The sequence below is a fragment of the Cupriavidus nantongensis genome (assembly GCF_001598055.1).
GTDB classification, from domain to species: domain Bacteria; phylum Pseudomonadota; class Gammaproteobacteria; order Burkholderiales; family Burkholderiaceae; genus Cupriavidus; species Cupriavidus nantongensis.
The window spans coordinates 245032-268713 of sequence record NZ_CP014844.1; the positions used below are offsets into that span (position 1 = coordinate 245032).

The 23682-nt window shown below is 69.8% G+C and carries 18 protein-coding genes; 8 read left to right on the forward strand and 10 right to left on the reverse strand.

Annotation, left to right across the window (positions count from 1 at the left end):
* The first annotated feature begins 28 nt into the window (after positions 1–28).
* The 4 genes from A2G96_RS01060 (at position 29) to A2G96_RS01075 (ending at position 4032) form a co-directional block, all read left to right on the forward strand.
* Positions 29–1087, forward strand: coding sequence for an AbrB family transcriptional regulator (locus A2G96_RS01060; protein ID WP_062795979.1), 1059 nt, complete (start codon positions 29–31; stop codon positions 1085–1087).
* Between the two features lie 62 nt (positions 1088–1149).
* Positions 1150–1563, forward strand: a complete 414-nt coding sequence (locus A2G96_RS01065; RefSeq protein WP_062795981.1) for a PaaI family thioesterase — start codon at positions 1150–1152, stop codon at positions 1561–1563.
* Between the two features lie 17 nt (positions 1564–1580).
* The gene (locus A2G96_RS01070; RefSeq protein ID WP_062795983.1) at positions 1581–2477 is read left to right on the forward strand and encodes a patatin-like phospholipase family protein; all 897 of its coding nucleotides are present in this window, start codon (positions 1581–1583) and stop codon (positions 2475–2477) included.
* A gap of 67 nt (positions 2478–2544) precedes the next feature.
* Positions 2545–4032 (forward strand): dihydrolipoyl dehydrogenase family protein, encoded by a 1488-nt coding sequence (locus A2G96_RS01075; RefSeq protein ID WP_062795985.1) that lies wholly within the window; start codon positions 2545–2547, stop codon positions 4030–4032.
* Between the two features lie 87 nt (positions 4033–4119).
* Here A2G96_RS01075 and A2G96_RS01080 read toward each other — a convergent pair whose 3' ends face one another.
* Both A2G96_RS01080 and A2G96_RS01085 read right to left on the reverse strand, forming a co-directional pair.
* Positions 4120–5592, reverse strand: coding sequence for a sensor histidine kinase (locus tag A2G96_RS01080; protein ID WP_062795987.1), 1473 nt, complete (start codon positions 5590–5592; stop codon positions 4120–4122).
* Between the two features lies 1 nt (position 5593).
* On the reverse strand, positions 5594–6268 hold the full coding sequence (locus A2G96_RS01085) for a response regulator (RefSeq protein ID WP_012354366.1): 675 nt from the start codon (positions 6266–6268) through the stop codon (positions 5594–5596).
* 203 nt (positions 6269–6471) lie between these two features.
* Here A2G96_RS01085 and A2G96_RS01090 point away from each other — a divergent pair, with 203 nt between their 5' ends.
* Positions 6472–7686, forward strand: a complete 1215-nt coding sequence (locus A2G96_RS01090; protein ID WP_417926420.1) for an ABC transporter substrate-binding protein — start codon at positions 6472–6474, stop codon at positions 7684–7686.
* 30 nt (positions 7687–7716) lie between these two features.
* On the opposite strand, the gene A2G96_RS01095 is transcribed toward A2G96_RS01090, so the two are convergent.
* On the reverse strand, positions 7717–8457 hold the full coding sequence (locus A2G96_RS01095) for a TetR family transcriptional regulator (RefSeq protein WP_062795989.1): 741 nt from the start codon (positions 8455–8457) through the stop codon (positions 7717–7719).
* 621 nt (positions 8458–9078) lie between these two features.
* Between A2G96_RS01095 and A2G96_RS01100 the strand changes: the two genes are divergently transcribed.
* The 3 genes from A2G96_RS01100 to A2G96_RS01110 all read left to right on the forward strand — a co-directional run bounded on the left by A2G96_RS01100 (position 9079) and on the right by A2G96_RS01110 (position 15041).
* Positions 9079–10335 (forward strand): efflux RND transporter periplasmic adaptor subunit, encoded by a 1257-nt coding sequence (locus A2G96_RS01100; protein WP_062795991.1) that lies wholly within the window; start codon positions 9079–9081, stop codon positions 10333–10335.
* Positions 10336–10407: 72 nt separating this feature from the next.
* Positions 10408–13560, forward strand: coding sequence for an efflux RND transporter permease subunit (locus A2G96_RS01105; protein ID WP_062795993.1), 3153 nt, complete (start codon positions 10408–10410; stop codon positions 13558–13560).
* 2 nt (positions 13561–13562) lie between these two features.
* Positions 13563–15041 (forward strand): efflux transporter outer membrane subunit, encoded by a 1479-nt coding sequence (locus A2G96_RS01110; RefSeq protein WP_062795995.1) that lies wholly within the window; start codon positions 13563–13565, stop codon positions 15039–15041.
* Positions 15042–15261: 220 nt separating this feature from the next.
* On the opposite strand, the gene A2G96_RS01115 is transcribed toward A2G96_RS01110, so the two are convergent.
* From A2G96_RS01115 to A2G96_RS01145, 7 genes are all read right to left on the reverse strand, one after another.
* Positions 15262–16101, reverse strand: a complete 840-nt coding sequence (locus A2G96_RS01115; RefSeq protein WP_062795997.1) for an OmpW/AlkL family protein — start codon at positions 16099–16101, stop codon at positions 15262–15264.
* Between the two features lie 81 nt (positions 16102–16182).
* On the reverse strand, positions 16183–17466 hold the full coding sequence (locus A2G96_RS01120) for a DUF2957 domain-containing protein (protein WP_062795999.1): 1284 nt from the start codon (positions 17464–17466) through the stop codon (positions 16183–16185).
* 33 nt (positions 17467–17499) lie between these two features.
* Positions 17500–18858, reverse strand: a complete 1359-nt coding sequence (locus tag A2G96_RS01125) for a DUF2957 domain-containing protein (protein ID WP_062796001.1) — start codon at positions 18856–18858, stop codon at positions 17500–17502.
* 170 nt (positions 18859–19028) lie between these two features.
* Positions 19029–19961, reverse strand: a complete 933-nt coding sequence (locus A2G96_RS01130) for a DUF1571 domain-containing protein (protein ID WP_082818811.1) — start codon at positions 19959–19961, stop codon at positions 19029–19031.
* A gap of 175 nt (positions 19962–20136) precedes the next feature.
* Positions 20137–21099 carry a TetR/AcrR family transcriptional regulator gene (locus A2G96_RS01135; RefSeq protein WP_062796003.1) on the reverse strand — a complete coding sequence of 321 codons (963 nt, stop codon included), beginning with the start codon at positions 21097–21099 and terminating at the stop codon, positions 20137–20139.
* Between the two features lie 275 nt (positions 21100–21374).
* Complete coding sequence (locus A2G96_RS01140) at positions 21375–22970, reverse strand: GMC family oxidoreductase (protein ID WP_062796005.1); 1596 nt, start codon at positions 22968–22970, stop codon at positions 21375–21377.
* 7 nt (positions 22971–22977) lie between these two features.
* Entirely contained in the window at positions 22978–23595 is a 618-nt protein-coding gene (locus A2G96_RS01145) for a hypothetical protein (RefSeq protein ID WP_062796007.1), read from the reverse strand.
* Positions 23596–23682 lie beyond the last annotated feature (87 nt).

The following is a 23682-nucleotide window of genomic DNA, read 5'->3' on the forward strand; positions in this document are numbered from 1 at the left end:
CCGGCGCCCCGCGCCAGGCCGCTGACCGATGCCGCTTGCCGCCAACCGCTGGCTGTCCGCGCTGCCCACGCTGGCGCTCGGGCTGGCCGCCGCCCTGCTCTGCACTCTCCTGCATACGCCGCTGCCGTGGATGATCGGGCCGCTGCTGGCGGTCGCCGCCGCGCGCATGGCCGGCGCCGACCTGCGCGCGCCGGCGCAGGCGCGCAATGCCGGCCAGTGGGTCATCGGCGCCTCGCTCGGGCTGTATTTCACGCCGGACGTGGTGGCGCGGCTGGTGGAGTACCTGCCGTACATCGTCGCCGCCTCGCTGTTCGCGCTGGCGCTGGGCGCTGGCGGCGCGCTGCTGCTGCGGCGGACCACCGGCGTCGCCTTCAAGACCGCGTTCTTTTCCACCGCCATCGGCGGCGCCTCGGAGATGGCCAACCTGGCCGAGCGCAACGGCGCGCGCATCGACCAGGTGGCGGCGGCGCATTCGCTGCGCGTGCTGATGGTGGTGGTGACGGTGCCGGCGATCTTCCAGTACGGCGGCATCCACGGGCTTGACCCGTATATCCCGGGTCCGCGCGTGGTCAGCGCGCCGGGGCTGGTGGCGCTGGTGGCGATCACGCTGGGCGTGGCATTGCTGGTCAAGCGGCTCAATATGCCCAACCCGTTCGTGATCGGCACGCTGCTGGCGGCGGCGGTGCTGACCGCCTGCGGCATCGAGCTGTCGGCCATCCCCACCTGGATGAGCCGGGCCGGCCAGCTGCTGATCGGGGTGTCGCTGGGGGTGCGCTTCTCGCGCGAGTTCCTGCATACCGCGCCGCGCTTCCTGTCGGGCGTAGCGCTGTACACCGTGCTGGCGCTGGTGGTGTCGGCGCTGTTCGGCTGGGGGCTGTCGGCGCTGTCGGGCGCGCACCCGGCCACGGTGATCCTGGGCACCACCCCGGGCGGCATCGCCGAGATGTGCATCACCGCCAAGGTGCTGGAGGTCGGGGTGCCGCTGGTGACGGCCTTCCACGTGATCCGGATGGCGTTCGTGGTGCTGGCCACCGGGCCCCTGTATCATTGGCTCAAACATCGCGTCGCGCCCGAGGAGACGGAATAGCGGTCCGCCCGCAGGTCCGCCATTCGACCGCCATGGTGCGGCCAGCCAGAACAAGGAGCACCATGCCCGAAGCCCTGACCCTTGCCGACATCGACGCCACGCTCGAGCGCGTGCTGGCGCCGTGGGTACGCCAGCTCGGCCTGCGCGCCGAAGCCGTCGACGCCCGGGGCGTGACGCTGCGCCTGCCGTTCAGCGAATCGTTCCGCCATGCAGGCGGCGTGGTCTGCGGCCAGGTGCTGATGTCCGCCGCGGATACCGCCATGATCGTCGCCGTGGCCAGCGCGCTGGGCGGGTTCCGGCCGATGACCACGGTGTCGCTGACCACCAACTTCATGCGCCCGGTGATCGACGGCGACGTGCTGGTGCGCGCCAATGTGCTGCGGCTGGGCAAGACCGTGGTGTTCGGCGAGATCGAGCTGACCGGCATCGACGGCAAGCTGGCGGTGCAGGCCACCACCACCTACGCGCTGCTCTGACGCACTCCGGATCTCCCATGGCCAGCGGCGACGCCAATCCCTTCGACCAGGTCGTCTTTGCCGGCGGCGGCAACCGCTGCTGGTGGCAGGCGGGCTGGTGGGACACGGTCGCGCCCGAGCTGCAGCTGCGCCCGCGCGTGATCGCCGCGATCTCGGCCGGCGCGGCCACCGCCTGCATGGTCTATGCGCACGACTCGCACCAGACCATGGACTACTACCGCGCGGTGCTGGCCGACAACCGCCGCAATGCCTACTGGGGCAACCTGCTGCGCAACGAGCGCGTGTTCCCGCATTACGGCATCTACCGCACCGCGCTGCTGAGCATCTTTGCCGACGGCCGCCTCGCGCACCTGCAGCAGGCGCCCGAGATCCGCATCGGCGTGGCGCATATCCCGCGCTGGAGCGGTCCGCGCCTGGCGGTGGCCGCCGGGCTGCTGGCCTACAACATCGACAAGCACGTGCTCAAGACGCTGCACCCGCGGCTGGGGCGCAAGCTCGGCTTCCGGCCCGAATTCGTGCGCGCGCAGGACTGCGCCTCGCCCGAGCAGCTGGCCGACCTGCTGCTGCAGTCGGCGTCGACGCCGCCGTTCACGCCCGTGCTGCGCCGCGACGGGCGCCCGGTGCTGGACGGCGGGCTGGTCGACAACGTGCCGGTCGACGCGCTCGATGCCGCGCCCGGCAATGTGCTGGTGCTGGTCACGCGGCTGTACCCGCGCCCGCGCCGTTTCGTGCTGGAGCAAGGCGGCCAGCGCCGCCTGTACCTGCAGCCTTCGCAGCGCGTGCCGATCTCGAGCTGGGACTACACCCGGCCCGATGCCATGACGCACGCCTATGAACTGGGCCGCCGCGACGGGGAAACTTTCCTGCGCGAATGGCCGTCGATCCTGAATACCGAACTGCGGCCCGCTGCCTAGTTTCCGTGTTGCCGGCGCTGGCCTGATGATTGTCGATGCGGCCCGCGTGCCGCGACAGGAGGCTTGGATGACCAAACGCCAGACACCGCTTTCCATCGTGCAGTCCACCAGCGCGCCGCGGCGCGCCCGCGAGGTCAGCGCGGCGCCACCGGTGCAGAAGGTGCCGCGCGCGCGCAGCAGCCGCGCGCGGCGCAACGACAAGGTGCGCGAGGCCGACCTGGTGGTGATCGGCGGCGGCTCCGCCGGCGTGGCCTGCGCGCGGCGCGCCGCGGCGCACGGCGCGCGCGTGATCCTGGTCGAGCGCGACGCCATTGGCGGCACCTGCGTCAACCGCGGCTGCGTGCCCAAGAAGATGCTGTCGTACGGCGCCTCGTGGTCGGCGATCCTGTCGGGCTGCCTGTCGCATACCGGCGGGCACGAGGACTGGCGCGATGCCATCGTGCGCGTCAACGCCGAGGTCGCGCGCCTGAACGTGGGCTACACCCAGCGCCTGACCGACTCGGGCGTGGAAGTGCTGCGCGGCGAGGCGCGCGTCACCGGGCCGGAGGAGGTCCGCGTCGGCGACGAGACCATCCACGCGCGCCGCATCCTGATCGCCACCGGCGCGCGCCCGCGCACGCTCGACGTTCCCGGCGGCGAGCTGGCCGCGAGCTCCGACGACGTCTTCACCTGGCAGAGCCTGCCTGCGTCCGTCGCCGTGATCGGCGGCGGCTATATCGGCGTGGAGCAGGCCTCGATCCTGTCGCGCTACGGCGTCAAGGTCGACCTGGTCGTCGCCGGCGACCGGCTGCTGCCGCATTTCGACCACGACATCGGCACGGCGCTGGCCGACGCGCTGACCGCGCGCGGCGTGCGGCTGCACCTGAATGCGCGCGTGCACCTGCTGAGCCAGGCCAACGGCGCGGTCGAGGTCTGCTACCAGCCCACCAACGACCCGAGCCGCGCGGGCCAGACCGAAGCCGTACGGGCGCAGGCCGCGCTGGCGGCGATCGGGCGCGTTTCCAATGTGCAGGGCCTGGGGCTGGAAGCGCTGGGCGTGGCCTTCGGCGAGCGCGGCGGCATCCGCGTCGATCGCCAGTTCCGCAGCAGCGTGCGCAGCGTCTATGCGCTGGGCGATGCCATCGACGGCCTGCACCTGACGCCGGTGGCCACCGCGCAGGGGCGCTGGCTGGCCGACCGGCTGTTCGGGCGGCGCGGCGAACGCGCGGATTTCAATTTCGTGCCGACCGCGGTGTTCTGCGAGCCGGCCATCGGTGCGGTAGGCCTGACCGAAGCGCAGGCCATCGAGGCTGCCGGAAAGCCCGAGCGCATCCGTACCGTGGTCAAGCGCTTTGTCTCGCTCGAGCATCGCTTTGCCGGGACGCCGCACCAGTCGGTATTCAAGCTGGTGCTCAACGCGCGCAGCGGGCGCGTGCTGGGCGTGCATCTGATGGACAACGCCGCGCCGGAGATCGTGCAGGCGCTGGCGGTGGCATTAAGGCTGGGAGTGCGCGAATCGCATTTGCAGACGACGGTGCAGGTGCATCCTACGGTGGCGGAAGAGTTGTTCGGGTAGCGCGTTTCGCCACGCGCCCGGTTTTCTCCCCTCGCCCGCTTGCGGGAGAGGGAGACCACACTCGGTCGCGATGCGTTCCTGGCCGAGTTACCCGCCAACCGGCAACCTCAACACCGCCCGCACCCCGGTGCCCTGCGCCCCCTCCCCCAACTCCACCGTCCCCCCGAACCGCGCCGCCATCTCGCGCGAAATCGCCAGCCCCAGCCCCGAGCCGGGCTGCGCATTCCCCACCCGCCGGTAGAACCGCGCAAAGACCTTCTCGCGTTCTTCAGCCGGGATGCCGGGCCCATCGTCCTCGACCACCAGGCAGGCGTGATCGCCCACACGCGTCGCCGACAGCGTGATGCGGCTGCCGCGCGGCGAGTACTGGATCGCGTTGTGGACCAGGTTGGCCAGCGCCTCGCGCAGCAGCGCGGGGTCGGCGCGCACCGGCAGTGCCAGTCCCGGCACCGGCTCCCAGCCGAAGTCCTGCTGCTTGCCGCGCGCCAGCGGCAGGTAGTCCAGCGCGACCTGCTCGGCCACGGTGACGGCATCGATGATGTCGATGCCTTCGCCGGCCTCGCCCGGTTGCGCGGCGGCGTCGGCGCGATGCTGGCGTACCCGCGCCAGCGCCAGCAGCTGGTTGGTCAGCCGCGCGGCCTGTTCCAGCTGCGTGACGATGCCGCCCACCGCTTCGCCGGCGGCGGCGCGCGCGGCTTCGGGGTCGGGGGCGGGGTCGGCGGCATTCAGCTGGCGCTGGGCGTACTCGGCCTGGGTCTTGAGGATGGCCAGCGGGGTCCGCAGCTGGTGCGCGGCATCGGCGATGAACTGCGCCTGCGACTGCGCCATCGCGGCCGAGCGCGACACGTGCAGGTTGACCGCATCGACCAGCGGCCGCACCTCGGCGGGCACGCGCTCGAACGCGAGCGGGGTCAGGTCTTCGGGCGAGCGCGCCTCGACATCGTCGCGCACGCGCGCCAGCGGACGCAGCACGTAGGTGACGCCGCCCACCAGGATCGCCGCGCTCAGCAGGATCAGCAGCAGGTCGCGCGCCAGCGCGCTGCGCCACACCGAGCCGATCAGCGCGCTGCGCGGCTCGGCGGTCTCGGCCACCTGGATGATCACGCGCATGCGCGCGTCGGGCCGGTACACCGGGCGGGCCATCGCGGCGATGCGCACGGCCTCGCCCAGGTATTCGGCGTCGTAGAAGCGCGGCTGGTTGTTGACCAGCGGGCCGCGCGGCAGCGGCAGGTCGCTGTAGCCGGTCACGGTCTCGACCTGGCCGGCGCGCTCGGTCGAGACGCGGTAGAACACATGGGTCTGCGCCGCGGTCTCGAAGATCTCCATGGCGGCGTCGGGCAGCGTCAGCTGGACGTTGTCGCCGGCCATGCCGATGGCATTGTCGATGGCGCGGATCGAGCCGTAGAGCGAGCGGTCGTAGGCGGTGTTGGCGGCGTCGCGCAGCGTGCCGTAGGTAAGCCAGGTGTCGAGCGCCATCATCGCCGCCAGCGCCGGCAGCAACAGCAACAGCAGTTGCCGGCGCAGGCTGCCGCGGCGCCACAGCAGCACCGGGTGCCGCATCTCAGCCCTTCGCCTCCGGCTCCAGCAGGTAGCCGAAGCCGCGCAGCGTGACGATGGTGACCCCGTGCCCGGCCAGCTTCTTGCGCAGCCGGTAGACCAGCACCTCGATCGCATCGGGCGAGACGTCGGCGTCGAGCGAGAACACCTTGTCGAGCAGCTGCGCCTTGGTCAGCGGCTGGCCGCTGCGTGCCAGCAGCGCGCCCAGCAGGGTCGATTCGCGCGGCGTCAGCGCCAGCGGCGCGCCGCCCAGCGTGAAGCTGCGGGTCTCGCCGTCGAACACCAGCGTGCCGCACTGCAGGCGCGGATGCGCGCGCCCGCGGCTGCGGCGGATCAGTGCCAGCAGCCGCGCTTCCAGCTCGGCGATGGCGAAGGGCTTGGGCAGGTAGTCGTCGGCGCCCAGGTTCAGCCCGCGCACGCGCTCGTCCAGGGTGTCCTGCGCGGTCAGGATCAGCACCGGGGTGCGGTCGTCGCGCCCGCGCATCGACTTGAGCACGGCCAGCCCGTCCTTGCCGGGCAGCCGCAGGTCGAGCAGCACGGCGTCGTATTCCTCGGCCTGCAGGCGCGCCTCGGCCTGCAGGCCGTCGGCGACGTGCTCGATCACAAAGCCGCCCTGCTCCAGCGCGCGGGCGACCCAGCGTGCCAGTTCGACTTCATCCTCCACCAGCAGGATGCGCATGCCGGTCTCCTCCTGTGCCGGTTGGTTCTATGTTAGGTTGCGGCGCGCACACGCGGGGACAAGGCCTGGAAAGCGCCCGCAAAACCGGGGGCAGCACCAATGGAGCGCGCCCGCCGCGGGCGCCTATAATACCCTCGCCCCGCCGCTCCCGGCGCGCTTGCCGCGTCACCGGCGGCATCGGCAGTCCCTCCGTCCCGAGCACCGTGTCGCCGCGTCCGTCCCAGCCGTCCCAACCTTCACAGCCGTGCCTGACCGATAGCGCTGCGCCCGTTTCGGGGCAGCGCCGCCGCCTGCTGGGCACCGCGCTGCTGGGTGGCGCCGCGCTTCCGGCGGCATGGCCGCTGCATGCCCAGTCCAGGCCGCCGGCTGCGCCGCGGGGATACCCGTCGGGGTACGACGCCATCATTGCCGGCGCGCTGCGCGAAGGCATGGTCGCGGTGTACGCGTCGACCGACCTGGAGGTGGCGCGGCCGCTGATTGCCGCGTTCGAGGCGCGCTACCCCGGCATCCGCGTGCACTACCAGGATCTCAACACGGTCGAGCTCAACCAGCGCTTCCTGGCCGAGACCGCGGCGCTGTCCGGCCAGCCGCCGGAGCCGAGGGCGATCTTTGCCGATGTGCTGTGGAGCACCGCGATGGACCTGCAGATCAAGCTGGTCAACGACGGCCATGCGCAGCGCTACGCCTCGCCCGAGCGCGCCGGCCTGCCGGGCTGGGCGGTGTGGCGCGACGAAGCCTGGGGCACCACCTTCGAACCCGCGGTGATCGTCTACAACCGCCATCACCTGGCCGGCATGCGCCCGCCGCGCAGCCGCAGCGGGCTGGCGCGGCTGCTGCAGGAGCACGCGCCGCGCTGGCATGGCAAGGTGGTGACTTACGACGTGGAGCGCTCGGGGGTGGGCTACCTGCTGGCGCAGCAGGACGCGCGCATGGGCAGCGAGTTCTGGTACCTGGCGCAGGCGCTCGGGCGGGCCGGGGTGCAGCTGTCGGCGTCGACCGCCGAGATGATCGAGCGCATCGCCAGCGGCGAGCTGGTGATGGGCTACAACCTGCTGGGCTCCTACGCCCTGTCGCTGATGCAGCGCGGCGCGGCGATCGACGTGATCGCCCCCAGCGACTACACGCTGGTGATGTCGCGCGTGGCTTTTATCGCGCGGCGCGCGCCGCGGCCCAATGCGGCGCGGCTGTGGCTGGACTACCTGCTGTCGCGCGAGGGCCAGGCGCTGCTGGCCAAGTCGACCTCGCAGCTCTATACCATCCGCACCGATACCGACAGCGTGCACACCGCCGCGGCGCTGTCGGAGCGGCTCGGCTACGCGCTCAAGCCGATCAGCGTCGGCCCGGGCCTGCTGGCGGCGCAGGACGCGATGCGCAAGCGCGCGTTCCTGGCGCGCTGGCGCGAGGCGATGCGCGGCTAGCGCTGCCGCCGCGAACCGTCGCGGCGTGTCTCAGGGCACCAGGTCCGGGGTATCGAGGCCGCCGTTCTGCGCGGCGCAGGCCTGCCGGCACAGCGTGGACAGCTCCTGGTCCAGCTCGGCCATCGGGCGCGGCACGTAGCCATGGCGCAGCGCCGGGGAAAACTTCAGGGTATCGATGAAGGCGTCGGACAGGCGCTCGGCATTGGCGTCGAGGTTGAAGTCCTGCGGCGAGAACAGCCAGTGCGCCAGCACCCCGCCCACCGCGGCATGGAAAGCGTTGACGGCCAGGTCCAGGTCCAGGTCGGCGGGCAGCTGGCCGCGCTCCAGCGCCAGGCGCAGGTGTTCGCGCATCTTGACCAGGCCTTCCTGGTGCGACTGGCGCTGGCGCTCGAAGATGGCGCCGTTGTCCTGCACCATTTCGCACTTGTGGAAGATGATCTCGAAGACCCGGCGCCAGCGCGGGTTGATCACGGTCTGGCGCATCACGTAGGCGCAGATGTCGCGGATGCCGCCGAGCGGGTCTTCCTGGCGCGCCAGCCGCTCCGGCTCGATCAGCGCTTCCACCGGCAGGTGGACGCGGTCGCACATGGCGGCGAACACATCGCTCTTGTTCTTGAAGTGCCAGTAGATCGCGCCGCGGGTCACGCCCGCCGCCTCGGCAATGTCGGCCAGCGACGGGCGTGCCACGCCGCGGGCGTGGAACACGGCTTCGGCCGCGTCGAGTATCCGGTGGCGCGTTTCGAGCGCCTCTTCCTTGGTGCGTCTGACCATGATTGTCTCTGGTGCCGGCGGCATGGCGCGATCGGGCGCGCATGGCCGGGCCTGGTTGGTTTTCTCCCTGATGCGGCTGCCACGGCAGCCGCACATGCCGCTGGCCGGGGCCCGCGGCGGGTCGTTGTCATCACATGCCGGGCATTGCCAAGCTTGCGAGCCGACACGACGGCGCGCATCCTAACCCGAGCCGGCGGTTTGCGCCGGGATCTGGGGCGGTTTGGACGCATTTCGTACCGATCCGATCGATGGAGCGGCAGGGTCTTGCGCCTTGGCGTGCCTTTTCGCGCAGGTTGTGCGCCGAAAGGCCCTTTCGCAACATCAACTTAACATACATGCTTGAATGTATATATAATACGCGCTTGCCCGGCATTCGGCCAGCCGCCCACTGTGACCTACCCAGCACGGCGGGCAATCCTGCTGCAGGCCAGCCGGTCAATTTATCCAGTCGTTACATAAAAGCCACCGTTCGTCGCAATCGTCACCGCGACGCCGTGATTTGTGGCTAGCATCACGCTTTTGCCCGCCGCAAAGCCTTGCGGCGCGCCATGTCGTTCCCGTTTGTCCGATGACACGGCGGGGCGCCACGGCGGATCTCAAATTGCCATCATGGGGTTATCGATGAGGAAGTCCCAACGTATCAGTCGCGTTGCAGCCTGTGCACTAGCGGCCCTGTCGGCCGTGGCGCTGTCCGCCTGCGGCGACAAGAAGGCCGAGGGCGGCGCCCCGCCGCCGCCTGAAGTGGGCGTGGTCACCGTGACGCCGTCGCCGGTCGCTGTCGTCAATGAACTGCCGGGCCGCCTGGAAGGCGTACGCACCGCCGAAGTGCGCGCCCGCGTCGAAGGCATCGTGCTGTCGCGCAACTACACCGAAGGCGGCGAAGTCAAGGCCGGCCAGGTCATGTTCCGCATCGACCCCGCGCCCTACCAGGCCGAGCTGGCCTCGGCCCAGGCCGCGCTGCAGCGCGCCGAAGCCAACGCCGTGTCGGCGCGCCTGAAGGCCGACCGCTACAAGCCGCTGGTGGCGGTCAACGCGGTCAGCAAGCAGGAGTACGACGACGCCGTCGCCGCCGCCGGCCAGGCCAATGCCGACGTGGCGTCGGCCAAGGCCGCGGTGCGCACCGCCCAGATCAACCTGGGCTACACCACCGTGACCGCGCCGATCAGCGGCCGCGCCGGCCGCGCGCTGGTGACCGAGGGCGCGCTGGTGGGCAAGGGCGAGGCGACCAAGCTGGCGCTGGTCGAGCAGGTCGACCCGATGTGGGTCACCTTTACCCAGCCGGCCTCCGAAGTCACGCGCCTGCGCCGCGCGATCGAGTCCGGTGCGGTCAAGGGCGTCAACGGCGGTGCCAACGTGCACCTGTTCGTCGAGGACGGCCGCGAGTATGCGCACACCGGCAAGCTGCTGTTCTCGGACATGACGGTCGACCCGACCACCGGCGCGATCACGCTGCGCGCGCAGTTCCCCAACCCGAACCGCGAGCTGCTGTCGGGCACCTTCGTGCGCGTGAAGATCGAGCAGGGCGTGGACGAGAACGCGCTGACCGTGCCGCAGCGCGCGCTGATCCGCGGCGCCCAGGGCGCCAGCGTGATGGTGGTGGGCGCCGACGGCAACGTCGCCGCGGTGCCGGTCAAGGCGCCGCAGGCGATCGGTGACCGCTGGATCGTCACCGAAGGCCTCAAGGACGGCGAGAAGGTGATCGTCGAGGGCCTGCAGAAGGTCAAGGTGGGCGCGCCCGCCAAGGCCGTGCCGTTCGTGCAGGCCGGCGCCTCGGCACCGGCCGCGACCCCGGCCGCGGCTTCCGCCGCTCCCGCTCCCGCTTCGGCGCCCAAGGCCGAGGCGAAGCAGGAGGTGAAGGCCGAGGGCAAGCAAGGCTGAACACCGCCGGGCCGCGGCGGCTGACGCCAGCCGCCGCGGCACACAGGGCTAGACAAAGAGGGAGCCAGTCTTATGGCCAAGTTTTTTATCGACCGGCCGGTGTTCGCGTGGGTGCTCGCGCTGATCATCGTGCTGGGCGGCATATTGTCGATCCTGCAGCTGCCGATCGCGCAATATCCGAACATCGCCCCGCCGACGATCTCGGTCACCGCCACCTACCCGGGTGCGTCGGCCAAGACGCTGGAGGATTCCGTCACTTCGGTGATCGAGCAGGAGCTTAACGGCGCCCCCAACCTGCTCTACTACAGCTCGACCAGCGAGTCGTCCGGCCTGGCCAGCATCACCATCGCGTTTGCGCCGGGCTCGAACGTCGACCTGAACTCGGTCGAGGTGCAGAACCGCCTCAAGCGCGTGGAAGCGCGCCTGCCGGCCGAAGTGCGCCAGCAGGGCGTGCGCGTCGACAAGGCCGGGAACAACTACATGATGTTCCTGACGGTGTCGTCCAAGTCCGGCACGGCCAGCGCGATCCAGCTCGGCAACTACGTCTCGGCGCAGGTGATCGACTCGATCCGCCGCGTTCCCGGCGTGGGCCAGGCCGACCTGTTCGGCACCGAGTACGCGATGCGGATCTGGCTGGACCCGGCCAAGCTGACCGGCTTCAACCTGACCCCGACCGACGTCACCGCCGCGGTGGGCGAGCAGAACATCCAGGTCGCCGTGGGCGAGCTGGGCGGCACGCCCTCGCCCAAGGGCACCGAGCTCAATGCCACCGTCACCACCGAAAGCCGGCTGACCACGCCGGAGCAGTTCGGCAACATCCTGCTGCGTACCAACCCGGACGGGTCGTCGGTGCGCATCAAGGACGTCGGCCGCGTGGAGCTGGGCGGCGCCGACTACTCGACCCAGGCCCGCACCAACGGCAAGCCGTCGGCGGCCATCGCCATCAAGCTGGCCCCGACCGGCAATGCGCTCGCCACCGCCACCGCGGTGCGCGCCAAGATGGAAGAGCTGTCGAAGAACTTCCCGGCGGACTACGAGTACTCGGTACCGTACGACACCTCGGCCTTCGTCAAGATCTCGATCGAGGAAGTGATCAAGACCCTGCTCGAAGCCGTGGTGCTGGTGTTCCTGGTGATGTACCTGTTCCTGCAGAACTTCCGCGCCACCATCATCCCGACGCTGGTGGTGCCGATCGCGCTGCTGGGTACGTTCGGCGCGCTGCTGGCATTCGGCTTCTCGATCAATGTGCTGACCATGTTCGGCATGGTGCTGGCCATCGGTATCCTGGTGGACGATGCCATCGTGGTGGTCGAGAACGTCGAGCGCATCATGAGCGAGGAAGGCCTGTCGCCGCGCGAAGCAACGCGCAAGGCCATGGGCCAGATCACCGGCGCCATCGTCGGCATCACGCTGGTGCTGACCGCGGTGTTTATCCCGATGGCGTTCTTCTCGGGCTCGGTGGGCAACATCTACCGCCAGTTCTCGCTGTCGCTGATCGCCTCGATGGCGTTCTCGGCGCTGCTGGCGCTGACGCTGACCCCGGCGCTGTGCGCGACGCTGCTCAAGCCGGTGGAAGCGGGCCACCACCACGAGAAGAAGGGTTTCTTCGGCTGGTTCAACCGCACCTTCGCCACCGCGTCGACCGGCTACCAGGGCGTGGTCGCGCGCATCCTCAAGCGCACCGGCCGCTACCTGATCATCTACGCGCTGATCATCGCTGGCGTGGTGGTGCTGTTCAAGCGCCTGCCGTCGTCGTTCCTGCCCGATGAAGACCAGGGCTACATGATCACCGTGGTGCAGCTGCCCAACGGCGCGACCCAGGACCGTACCATCGGCGTGCTCAAGCAGATCGAGGATTACTACCTGCAGAAGGAAAGCAAGGTGGTGGACCAGATGATCACGGTGGCGGGCTTCTCGTTCTTCGGCCGCGGCCAGAACGGCGGTATCGCGTTCGTGCGCCTGAAGGACTGGAAGGAGCGTACCGGCGAGGGCGAGACCGCGCAGGCGCTGGTCGGCCGTGCCTTCGGCGCGCTGTCGTTCATCAAGGACGCGATCATCTTCCCGCTCAATCCGCCGGCGATTTCCGAGCTGGGCAACTCCTCGGGCTTCGACTTCCGCCTGCAGGACCGCACCGGCCAGGGCCACGCCAAGCTGATGGAAGCGCGCAACATGATGCTCGGCATGGCCGCGCAGAGCCCGGTGCTGATGGGCGTGCGACCCGAAGGCCAGGAAGATGCGCCGCAGCTGCAGATCGACATCGACCGCGAGAAGGCCAAGGCGCTCGGGGTCTCGGTGGCCAGCATCAACTCGACGCTGTCGATCGCGTTCGGCTCCAACTACGTCAACGACTTCATCTATGAAGGCCGCGTGCGCAAGGTGATCGTGCAGGCCGACGGCGCCGACCGCCGGCTGCCGGACGACCTGACCAAGCTGCGCGTGCGCAACAGTAACGGCGACATGGTGGCGTTCGCGGCGTTCGCGACCTCGAAGTGGGTGATGGGCTCGCCGCGCCTGGAGCGCTACAACGGCATGCCGGCGGTGAAGCTGGCGGGCCAGGCCGCGCCGGGCCGCAGTACCGGCGAAGCCATGCGCGTGATGGAGGAGAACTTCGCCAAGCTGCCGCCGGGCTTCGGCTTCGAGTGGTCCGGACAGTCGTACGAAGAACGCCTGGCCGGCTCGCAGGAACCGATCCTGTACACGCTGTCGCTGATCATCGTGTTCCTGTGCCTGGCCGCGCTGTATGAAAGCTGGTCGATCCCGTTCTCGGTGCTGCTGGTGGTGCCGCTGGGCGTGCTCGGCGCGCTGCTGGGCGTGACGCTGCGCGGCATGCCCAACGACGTGTACTTCAAGGTGGGCCTGATCGCCACCATCGGCCTGTCGGCGAAGAACGCCATCCTGATCGTGGAATTCGCCAAGGACCTGCAGGCGCAGGGCAAGGGCCTGATCGAAGCCACGCTGGAAGCGGTGCATCTGCGCTTCCGCCCGATCCTGATGACGTCGATGGCGTTCATCCTGGGCGTGCTGCCGCTGGCGATCGCCACCGGCGCGGGCTCGGGCAGCCAGCGCGCCATCGGTACCGGCGTGATGGGCGGGATGATCACGGCCACGGTGCTGGCGATCTTCCTGGTGCCGGTGTTCTTCGTGGTGGTGCGCAAGCGCTTCAAGGGCAGTGCCCGCCAGCGCATGCTGGACCAGAAGTGGCACGACCCCCAGGAGGAAATCTGAACATGACCAAGACTCTGACCACACTGCTGCTGGTGGCCGGCGTTCTGACGGGGTGCACGCTGGCACCCCACTATGACCGCCCTGCCCCGCCGGTGGCAGACAGCTTCCCGACCGCGCCCGAGGGCTACGCCACGGCCGAGGTGAAGAGCGGCGAAACCCGCCGCGCCGCCGACATCGGCTGGCGCGAGTTCTTCCGCGACCCGCGCCTGCAGGCGCTGATCGCGACCTCGCTGGAAAACAACCGCGACCTGCGCACCGCGGCGCTGCGCATCGAGGAAGCGCGCGCGCTGTACCAGGTGCAGCGCGCCGACCTGCTGCCCACGGTGAACGGCACCGCCGCGTTCACGCGCGGCCGCACGCCGGCGTCGCAGTCGATCACCGGCACGGACTTCACCGGCAGCACCTACCAGGTGGGCGTGGGCATCAGCGCGTACGAGCTGGACTTCTTCGGCCGCGTGCGCAGCCTGTCCAACGCCGCGCTGGCGCAGTACTTTGCCACCGAAGAGGCGCGCCGCTCGGCGCAGATCTCGCTGGTGTCGGAAGTGGCCAAGGCTTACCTGGCAGAACGTTCCTACGCCGAGCAGTACGAGATTGCCCGCGACACGCTGAAGGCGCGCGAAAGCACCTATGGCCTGGCCAGGCAGCGCTTCGAGGCCGGCGCCACCTCGGCGCTGGACCTGCGCGACAACGAGTCGCTGGTGGCGCAGGCCCGCGTCGCCGCGGCGCAGCTGGCACGCCAGCGCGCGCAGGCGCACAACGCGCTCGAAGTGCTGGTGGGCAAGCCCATCGGCACCATCGAGAACCTGCCCGAGCCGATGCGCCTGTCGGACGAGCGCATCATCAGCGATATCCCGCCGGGGCTGCCGTCGGACCTGCTCGAGCAGCGTCCCGATATCCGCCAGGCCGAGCAGCAGCTGCTGTCGGCCAACGCCAATATCGGCGCCGCGCGCGCGGCGTTCTTCCCGCGCATCACGCTGACCAGCAGCGCCGGCACCATCAGCCCCAGCTTCTCGGGGCTGTTCGACGGGGGCACGCACGCGTGGACGTTCGCGCCGCAGCTGGTGCTGCCGATCTTCGACTTCGGCCGCAACCTGTCCAACCTGGACCTGGCCAACGTGCGCAAGAACATCCAGGTCGCCAACTACGAGAAGACCATCCAGACGGCCTTCGCGGAAGTGGCGGACGCGCTGGTGGCGCGCGGCACGCTGGAAGACCAGGTCGCGGGCCAGGAGCAGGTGCGCAACGCCGAGGCCGCGCGCTACGAGCTGTCGCGCCTGCGCTTCCGCAGCGGCGTGGCCAGCTACCTGGACGAGCTCGACGCGCAGCGCCAGCTGTTCACCGCCGAGCAGGCGCTGATCCAGGCGCGGCAGCTGCGGCTGAACAATGCGATCGATCTGTACCGGTCGCTGGGCGGCGGGTTGCAGGAGAGCAGCGCGGTGGCGCAGCAGGCGCCGGCTGGGCAAGGAACGGTGACGCAGTAAGGCAGTAGCGCCGTATCGCTTGCCGAGGGTTTGCTCCCCTCTCCCGCTTGCGGGAGAGGGGCCGGGGGGTGAGGGCCTGGCGCTGGCAATTGCGACGGCCCTTACTTCGTGGAGGCTCCCGCCCTCACCCCAACCCTCTCCCGCAAGCGGGAGAGGGAGTACACCGGCAGCGGTCCATGCGATAAAGCCAGTGGTTTCGCCACTGGTTTTTTTTTCGCCCTCAGAACTTGTACGAAGCCGCCACAAAAAACACCAGCGGATTCGGCTCCAGCTTCGTCTTCGACGTCGACAGCACCGTGCCATTGGCCGCCTTGATCGTCATCGTCGACGTGGTCTTCAGCGGGATGTAGGTCACCGCCGCCGTCAGCCCCCAATGCTCGTCGAAGTTATAGGTCCCGCCGATATTGAACACCGGCGCCCACGACGACGACGCGTCGGCACTGACCGAAGTCGCTCCCGGAATGCCCGCGCCCGCGGCCAGGATCGCGCCGAGGTTGTTGTTGACCGAGCTGGCGAAGGCCGGGTTGACTTCGATGTTGGTAAAGAAGTTGTACGAGACCCCGAGCCCCAGGAACGGCCGGAAGCGCGTGCCCGGCTCCAGGAAGTGGTACTGCACCATCGCCGCCGGGCTCCACTGGCGCGCCTTGGTGATGATCGGGTTCAGCGCCGGGTCGCCCAGGCTCTGGCGGCCGAGCGCGCCGGCCGGGCCGGGCGGGATCAGCTCGCCGTGGCCATAGAGCTTGAACTCGGGCGGGATGCCGCCCACCGCGGTGATGGCGATATGGTCGGTGACGAAGTGGCTGAAGGTCAGCCCCAGCGTGTTGGCGTTGGACGACGAGATGCTGCTGCCCGGCGCGGTGAAGCTCGACGGCAGCCCGAGCGGGTAGTTGATCGGCACGTCCAGCAGCGAGGTGGTGAGCGGGTCGCTCTGGCCGTGGGTCCGGATATGGAACCAGCCGGCCGAAACCACGTTGTCGCCCTTCTTCTGGGCGTGGGCAGGCAGGGCGATGCTGGCCAGCGCGGCCAGCACCAGCGCAAGCGTCAGGTGCAAGGTCTTCATGTTGTGTCCCCGGGCAGTGAAGTCACTGTTGATGTATCGATGGAGGCGCCGGGGCTGCGATGGCCCCGGGCCTGGGCCGGCTTATTGCACGAACGCGCCGACGGTGAAGTACGGGCCGTTGTCGCGCTGCTCGAGGAAGCCGAACACGCCGCCGGTGAACATCAGCTTGCCGGTCGGCGCCGAGCCCGCCGGCGCCTCGCGGCGCGAGGTGCGGACCACGCCCGGCACCTGCTGCGAGAAGTCGAGCCGGTACGGGATCGCCAGCGACGCATCGGACGGCCGGAACGGGTCCATCATGGTTGCGGCGGCACCCACCAGCGCCGTCACGCGGTAGTTGAAGTTGCTGTCGACACCGACGTATTCGCCATTGACCGTGCCCTCGGTGACCGCCACCGCGGGCGCCATCATGCCGATGCCGATCTCGTCGTCGGCGCCGAGGGGCCCGTTGGCGAGCGAGTCGTTGGCATAGCCCACGCGGATCATGATCGGCACCAGCTGGCCGCGCAGCTTGCCGACGATCAGGTAGGCCTTGCCCAGTGTGCTGCCGAGCGTGGCCGGCTGGCTCTCGGCCTTGTAGTTGGTCGACAGCAGCGCGCCGCTGGGCTGCGGCACGAAGTTGTTGCCCTTGCGCTCGCAGGTGTTGGTGGCGTTGTCGCAGACCGTGAACGAGCCGTCGGCGGCGAGCGCCATGCGGTAGTCCTGCGCCACCACCTGGAACTGCTTGGACGGCACCTCGTGGAAGCCGGTGCCGTTGTATTGGCCGGCGATCTTCGACAGGTCGGTCTCGGTCTGCGCGAAGCCGATGAACTGGAAATACGGGAAGGTGGTATCGGGCACCGCCCCGGCGCCGAGCACGCCGTTGAACTGGATGCGCGCGCCGGGGATGGTGCCGCCCGCCACGCCTTCGCCGACGAAGAGCTTGGCCGGTCGGTCGGGATCGAGGCTGGCGCCGCTCAGCTCGAACGCGCACTGGTTCAGCTTCTCGGTGGGCAGGCCGGTCTCGGCCTTGAGCGTGCCGCGCATCACGTTCAGGTCATTGGTGGGATCGCTGCGCGTGGGCTGCACGGTGCCGGTCTGGCGCGGCACCGAGGAATCGAGGAAGGTCACCTGCCAGGTCATGCGCGTGGTGTCGATCTGCACCTTGACCAGTTCGCCCGAGCCGGTGCCGCCGGTGAAGGTGGTGTTGTAGTCGAGCGAGGCCGGGCACAGGCGTGTCTGCGCGGCACTGGGCGTGGCCGGGGCGTCGTCACCGCCGCCGCCACCGCCGCAGGCGGCAAGCATGGCGGTGGCGGCCGCGGCCAGCGCGCGCGCCGGCACGGTCGATGGGCGCGGCGCACGCGGCAGGTGGTTTCGTTGGGGCTGCATGGTTGTCTCCTCGTTGTTTTGTCTGTGCTGCAATCAGGGCGCCGCAAGCACGCCGACACGGAAGGTCGGATTCGCACCGCCGCTGCCTGACAAGTGGCTGAACACACGGCCGCTGGCGATCAGCGCGCCGGTGGTGCCGCTGTTGTCGGTGGTGTTCAACATGCCCGCCGCCGCCTGCGTGAAATCGAGCTGGAAGCCGCCGGTCTGGTTCATCGTCATCGGGTCGAGCAGGTCGACGCGCGCGCCCTTGACCAGCGACGCGGTGTAGGCAAAGTCGCTGCCCGAGCCGATATAGCCGCCGTCGAGCCGGCCGCTGGCGAGCATCGTCGCCGGCGCCATCAGTGCCAGCCCCGATTCATCGTCGACATTGACCGTCAGCGGCAGCAGCGAGATCTGCGCATAGCCGGTGCGCACCAGCAGCGGCACCAGCGCGCCATCGAGCTTGCCCACCACCATCAGCCCCTTGGCGCGGCTGGCGTTGTTGGCGGTGATGGCCTGGTTGTGGAACGACGGATAGCGGCGGCTGCCGTCGGCATTGCTGCTTTCGAATGCGCCGTCGGCGCTGCGCAGCTTCCAGTTGTTGCCGGTGCTGACGCAGCTGCCGCTCGCCGTGGTGCAGCTGCCGTCGGCGTTGAGCGTCTCGGTGGCCTGCGCGGTGGCGGGCGTGAAGTGGCTCGAGGCGGTTAGCGTGCCGCCGGACGGCACCTGATGGTAGCCCAGCAGGTTGTAGGTGCCGGCCACACGGGTGAAGTTGGTCTCGGTCTGCGCGAACGCCAGCACCGGATAGAACGGGAACGTCGTCGCCGGGATCGCGCCGAGTCCAAGCACGCCCGGATAGGAGATGGTGGCGCCCGGGATGCCGCCGCCGGCGACGCCGTTGCCGAGGAAGATCACCGGCGGTTTGGCGCTGTCGATATTCGCCTGCGAGACGCCGTCCGATGCCGTGGCGGTCTGCAGCGCCACCGCGCAGCGGTTCTGCTCGGCGGTGGGCAGCGAGGTCAGGTTGGCGAAGGTGCCGGTGAAGGTCACGCCCGCGCGCGTCGGGCTGACGCTGCCGGGCTGCTTCGGCACCGGCGACTCGATGATCTCCAGCTCATACGTGCGCGCCGCGGTATCGAAGCGCAGCCTGACCAGTTCGCCCGCGCCGGAGCCGCCGGTGAAGGTGGTGCCGTAGTCCAGCGCCGCCGGGCACAGCGATCCGGGCGGGCCGCCGATGGTGACCGGCCCCTGCGCCGGGCACGTGCCGGTGTCCGCGCACTGCGGCGGCGCCTGCGTGCCGGCGCGCGGCGCGTCGTCATCGCCGCCGCCGCCACCGCCGCAGCCAGCCAGCGCCGCGGCAACGCTCACCCCTGTCACAACCAAAGTGCTGCGCCAAAGCCTCGACATGGTCATTGCCTGTCTCCTGTTTTTTCCTGCGACCCCTGTTGCCGGATCGGTCGTCCGGCTCTGCGTCCGGATCCTGTCGTGTGCGGCGACTGTCGCCGCGCGCGGGTTTCAGCGTCAATAGAGCGGCCGTTCCAAACGGGCGCGGCCGGGCGCGGCCGGGTGTGGCCTGTGCCGCGTCAGAAGCGATATTCGGGATTGGCCGGGTCGAACGCCGAGGCCTCGAAGGTCTTGCGCACCAGCTTGTCGAACACGATCTTCTCGACCATGTTGCCGTCGGCGTCCCACGCGGTTTCGACGCGGATATACGGATGCTTCAGGTCCAGCATCAGCTGCACCCGCTTGGCGTAGTACTGCGGCGCGCCGGCCGGCAGGTCCCAGGTCAGCGCCACCATGCGCACGCCCTGCTCCTGCACGATCTCGGCCTTGCCGTATTTCTCGGACAGCCCGGCGGCGCGCAGCGATTTCGCGTCGCGCTCGAGCATCGACAGCACGTACTGGAAGCCCAGGTCGCGCACGGTATGGTTGGACTGCGAACGCGCCAGCGAACCATCGAGCGCGATCCACATCGAGGTAAAGCCCAGCACGCCGCCCAGGTGGCCGTACATCTCGTCCTTGCGGCGGGTCTCGTCATAGAGGATTTCCTGGCCCGCCTGCGCCCCGCCCGGCAGCCACTTCGCATAGAGCTGGCGCGGCGCATGGCGGTAGCGGATCTGCATCTTGGCGGGCTGCTCCTGCCACTGGCCGTTGAGCCGTTCCTGGCGCGACATCCAGTACTCGTACTCGGGATAGCGGTTCATCTCGGCGCGTGCCCATTTCAGCAGCGCATCGGGCTGCAGCGCCTGGAACACGGCCAAGACCTGCGCATCGGACAGCCGCGCGAGCTCTCCGCTGGCGACCTGGCGCGAGAACAGCGCGGCCTGCTGCGCCGAGGGCAGGCCGTCATAGGCCGTACCTGTCGCTGCGGCAGCGCTGGCCGGCTGGGCCATGGCCACGGGCGGATACCCCAGCGGCGCGGCCAGCAGGCCGATGACGGCGCCGGTGATGGCGGCAAGGCGGCGCAGTTTGATCGATGATCGATTGGATGGTTGGATCGGCGGATGGATGGACACGGCAGCTTCCTCCTCAAGACGGGCAAAGCGGACAGGGTCACCGCAGCGTCCGCGGGCATGCACCGGGCGCACGGCTCCACAAGGCCGCGGCGCGGCCTCGCTGGGTGGATCGACGGTTCAGGTTGCGCGAGCGCGGCAGCGCCATGCCGGCGGTAACCGGCGGCGGCGCGTGCCGCTATGTCCTGGAGCGCATTCGCATCCAGTCATCCAGTGGGTTGCTGGGAAAGCTCACGGTGTGCTCGCGCGCGCGCACCGGCACGCTGGTCACGGCGGCACGCTTGGTGCCCGCATTGCGCACGATGCGGGCGCTGGTGCGGGCCTTGCCGAGGGCGGCGGCGGCATGGCTGGCCGCGTCGCCCACGGTAGCCGCGATCGCGGCCACGCTGGCATCCGGGTCGTTGGCGGGACTGCTGGCTGCGCGCCCGCTGTGCTGCTGATCCTCGCCCAGCTCGAACACCGATTGCAGCGCCGAGAGCTGGTCCGCGCCGGGCTGCGCCACGTTCAGCACGGCCTCGACCATCGCGGTGAGCTGGGCCAGCACGTGCGCATCGCTCAGCTGCCGGCCCTGCGTAAACGCGGGCAGCAGGCTCGCCAGTTCTTCGCCGGCGAGCACGCCGGCCAGTGCCTTGAGCGCGAACTGCAGGCGCCAGCCCAGCTCGTGCCGCGGCAGCGCCGGAATGGCGCGCGCGAAGGCATCGAAGAAGCGGCCGTACACCGGCGCATAGTGCTCCAGCAGGTATTGCTGGATAAAGGGCGAGGTATCCGAATACACGCGCCCCAGCAGCCGCAGGAACGACGGCCCGCCCACCGCCGGGTCGCGCGCCATCTGCAGCGCGGGCACGAACAGCGCGCCCATCACGTGTTCGCAGCGGATGGCGTGGCCCGGCCAGCGCGCTTCGCACGCATCGAGCAGTGCCAGGCGCCGCGCGTTGAGCGGGTCCAGGCGCCGGCTCAGCACGGCGTGCATCATGATGTCCTTGCTGCGGAAGTGGTAGTTCACGGCGGCCAGGTTGACGATGGCGCGCGACGTGACCTGCCTGAGCGAGGTGGCTTCGTAGCCGACCTCGGTGAACAGCTTTTCCGTGGCGTCGAGAATCCGGGCCTTGGTGTCTCCTGCCGAGCTTTTGCCGGTCTTCATGGGGGCGCTTCTCTCTTCTGTACCGCGATAAACCCCTGTGCAATTTGATGCGCTGTCCGCTCCCTGCTCTGACGGCATACGGATGCTTGAAACAGCTGTACGAAGCCTATCCACGGCTTCGGGCGTTTCACAAGACCTGAATTGGAATGGACATTCTAAAAACCGGTGTTTTGTGCGCAAGCGCACGGCATTGTCCGCCGCGTCATGCAAGGGGCACGCTGGCCGCATGGCTGCGCAGCCAGACAAGCCGGGATTGCCCGCCATGCGCGAATCCATCATGACGTGAGGCTTTGCGCCAGCGCGTCGGCGTTCTGCGCGCTCAGCGCGAACACCGACAGTTGCGGATTGGCGCCCACGCTGGTCGGGAACACCGAGCCGTCGAACACAGACAGGTTGGCCAGCTGGTGGTGGCGGCCGCGGCTGTCGACCACGCCGCCGCGCGGGTCGTCGCTCATGCCGCAGCCGCCCATCAGGTGCGCGGTGAACAGCGCGGTGCGGAACGGCTTGAGCGGCAGCCGCGCGATGGCCTCGCGGGCTTCGGGCCAGCTGCGGTATTCGGCGGCGTCCACGTGCGCAGGCCGCACGCGTTCGGCGCCGGCGGCGAACTGCGCCTGCGCCATGCTCAGCCACGCGCGCCGCACGCCGTCCCAGGCGTAGTCCGTCAATTCGTAATCGAGCAGCGGGCTGCCGTCGGGCGCCAGCCGCACCTGCCCGCCCGGACTGTCCGGCACGAAGCCGTCGCGCAGCAGCGCCAGCATCGCGTTGGTATGCGGCAGCTGCGCCATGTCGCGGCGCAGCGCCTCGCCCACGCCGTTGACCACGCCCGCGCTGATGCCGGGGAACATCGGCGGCACCTCCAGCTTGTAGCCCATCGGCCCGGTCGCGCCGTGCTGCCACTGGAAGTGGTCCGAGGCGACAGACTGCGGCGCGCCATAATAGGGATCAATGCGCTCTGGCATCTTTGCGATGCTGATATTCACCGGATGGATAAATGTCCTTACGCCCAGCCGCTGATGCGGGTCCGGCACGCGCGAGCGCAGCAGCAGCGCCGGCGTGTTGATGGCGCCGCCGGCGGCGACCACGTGCCGGGCGCGCACGACCACGCTGACGCCAGTAGGCGTATAGCCGTCGGCGCCCAGCGCTTCGCCGGTGACCGAGCGCACCCGCTTGCCGTCATGGTCCAGCGTGCGCACGCGCACGCGATGCACCAGCGTTGCGCCGCTGGCCAGCGCCGCGGGAATGGTCGACACCAGCATCGATTGCTTGGCATTGACCGGGCAGCCGAAGCCGCAATAGCCCGAGTTCCAGCAGCCCTTCACGTTGCGCGGGATTACGTGCCATTCCCAGCCCAGCGTCTCGCAGCCGCGCCGCAGCACGTCGTTGTTGGGGTTGGGCGCCATCGCCCACGGGGCGATGCCCAGGCGCGCCTCGATCTTGTCGAACCATGGCGCCATCTCGGCCTCGCCGTGGCCGGTGACGGCGTGGTGCGAGGCCCAGTGCGCCAGCGTCTGCGGCGGCGTGCGGAAGCTCGACGACCAGTTGACCGTGGTGCTGCCGCCGACCGCGCGGCCCTGCAGGATGGCGATGGCGCCGTCGGCGGTGGTGCGCGCCGCGGCCTCCTGGTACAGCTCGCGGTAGGCGCGGTTCTCGTCCATGTCGCGGAAGCTGTCCGAGGTGCGCAGCGCGCCTTCTTCCAGCAGCACCACGCGCAGGCCGGCGCGGCTGAGGGCCTCGGCGCTGATGCCGCCGCCCGCGCCGCTGCCGACGATGACGACGTCGGCATCGAGCGTGCGCGTGGCGGTGAAGGTGCTGGCGTCGAAGACTTTCCAGCCGGCGGCGATGCCGGCATCGTAGAGATTGTCGATGGCCATGGCGGGATCAGGCGTGCAGCGCCCGGTAGACGGCCGCGTTGGGGCCGGGATAGCCGCTGCCGGCCCACGCGGCCGGCAGCGCGTAATAGCCCACGCTGGTGAGCTTGACCAGCACCAGCGCGCCGGCATTGAGCGTGGCCAGGCGGCTGGCGCGCCAGCGCGCCAGGAAGGCCTGCGCCTGCGCCGGCGTGGCGGCGCTCCAGTGCTGGCGGATGCCGGCCAGCGCCCAGCGCAGCGGGGTGCTGGCCAGCAGGCCAAACAGCTTGCGCAGCTCGGCCTGCGCGCCCGCGCCCATGGCCGCGCAGGTGGCGTCGATATTGAGCAGCGCGTCGTGCGCCAGCGCGGCCTGGCGTGGCGGCGGCGCTTCGGCCAGTTCGGTGACGATGGCCGGCAGCAGCGCGTGGAACATCGCCACGTCGTCCGGAAGCAGAAACGACATGCCCGCCTGCGGGGCGGGATCGGCGGATGAGCAGCCGGCCAGCGACGGCACCAGCGCGGTACACGCCAGCGCGGCCGAGAAGCCAAGGCCCACCTTGAGGAAGCCGCGCCGCGTCAGCGCGTGCAGCGCTTCGGCGTCGGCATCGGCATCGGCCACCGCGCGGCGGTGATGAGGGTTGGGGCGCATCGGGTCTCCTTGCGTCGGGTTCTTGTCTTCGCTGTGCTGGGCGGGCAGGCCCGCATTGACGCTAGCCGGAGTTTGGATAAAGATCGG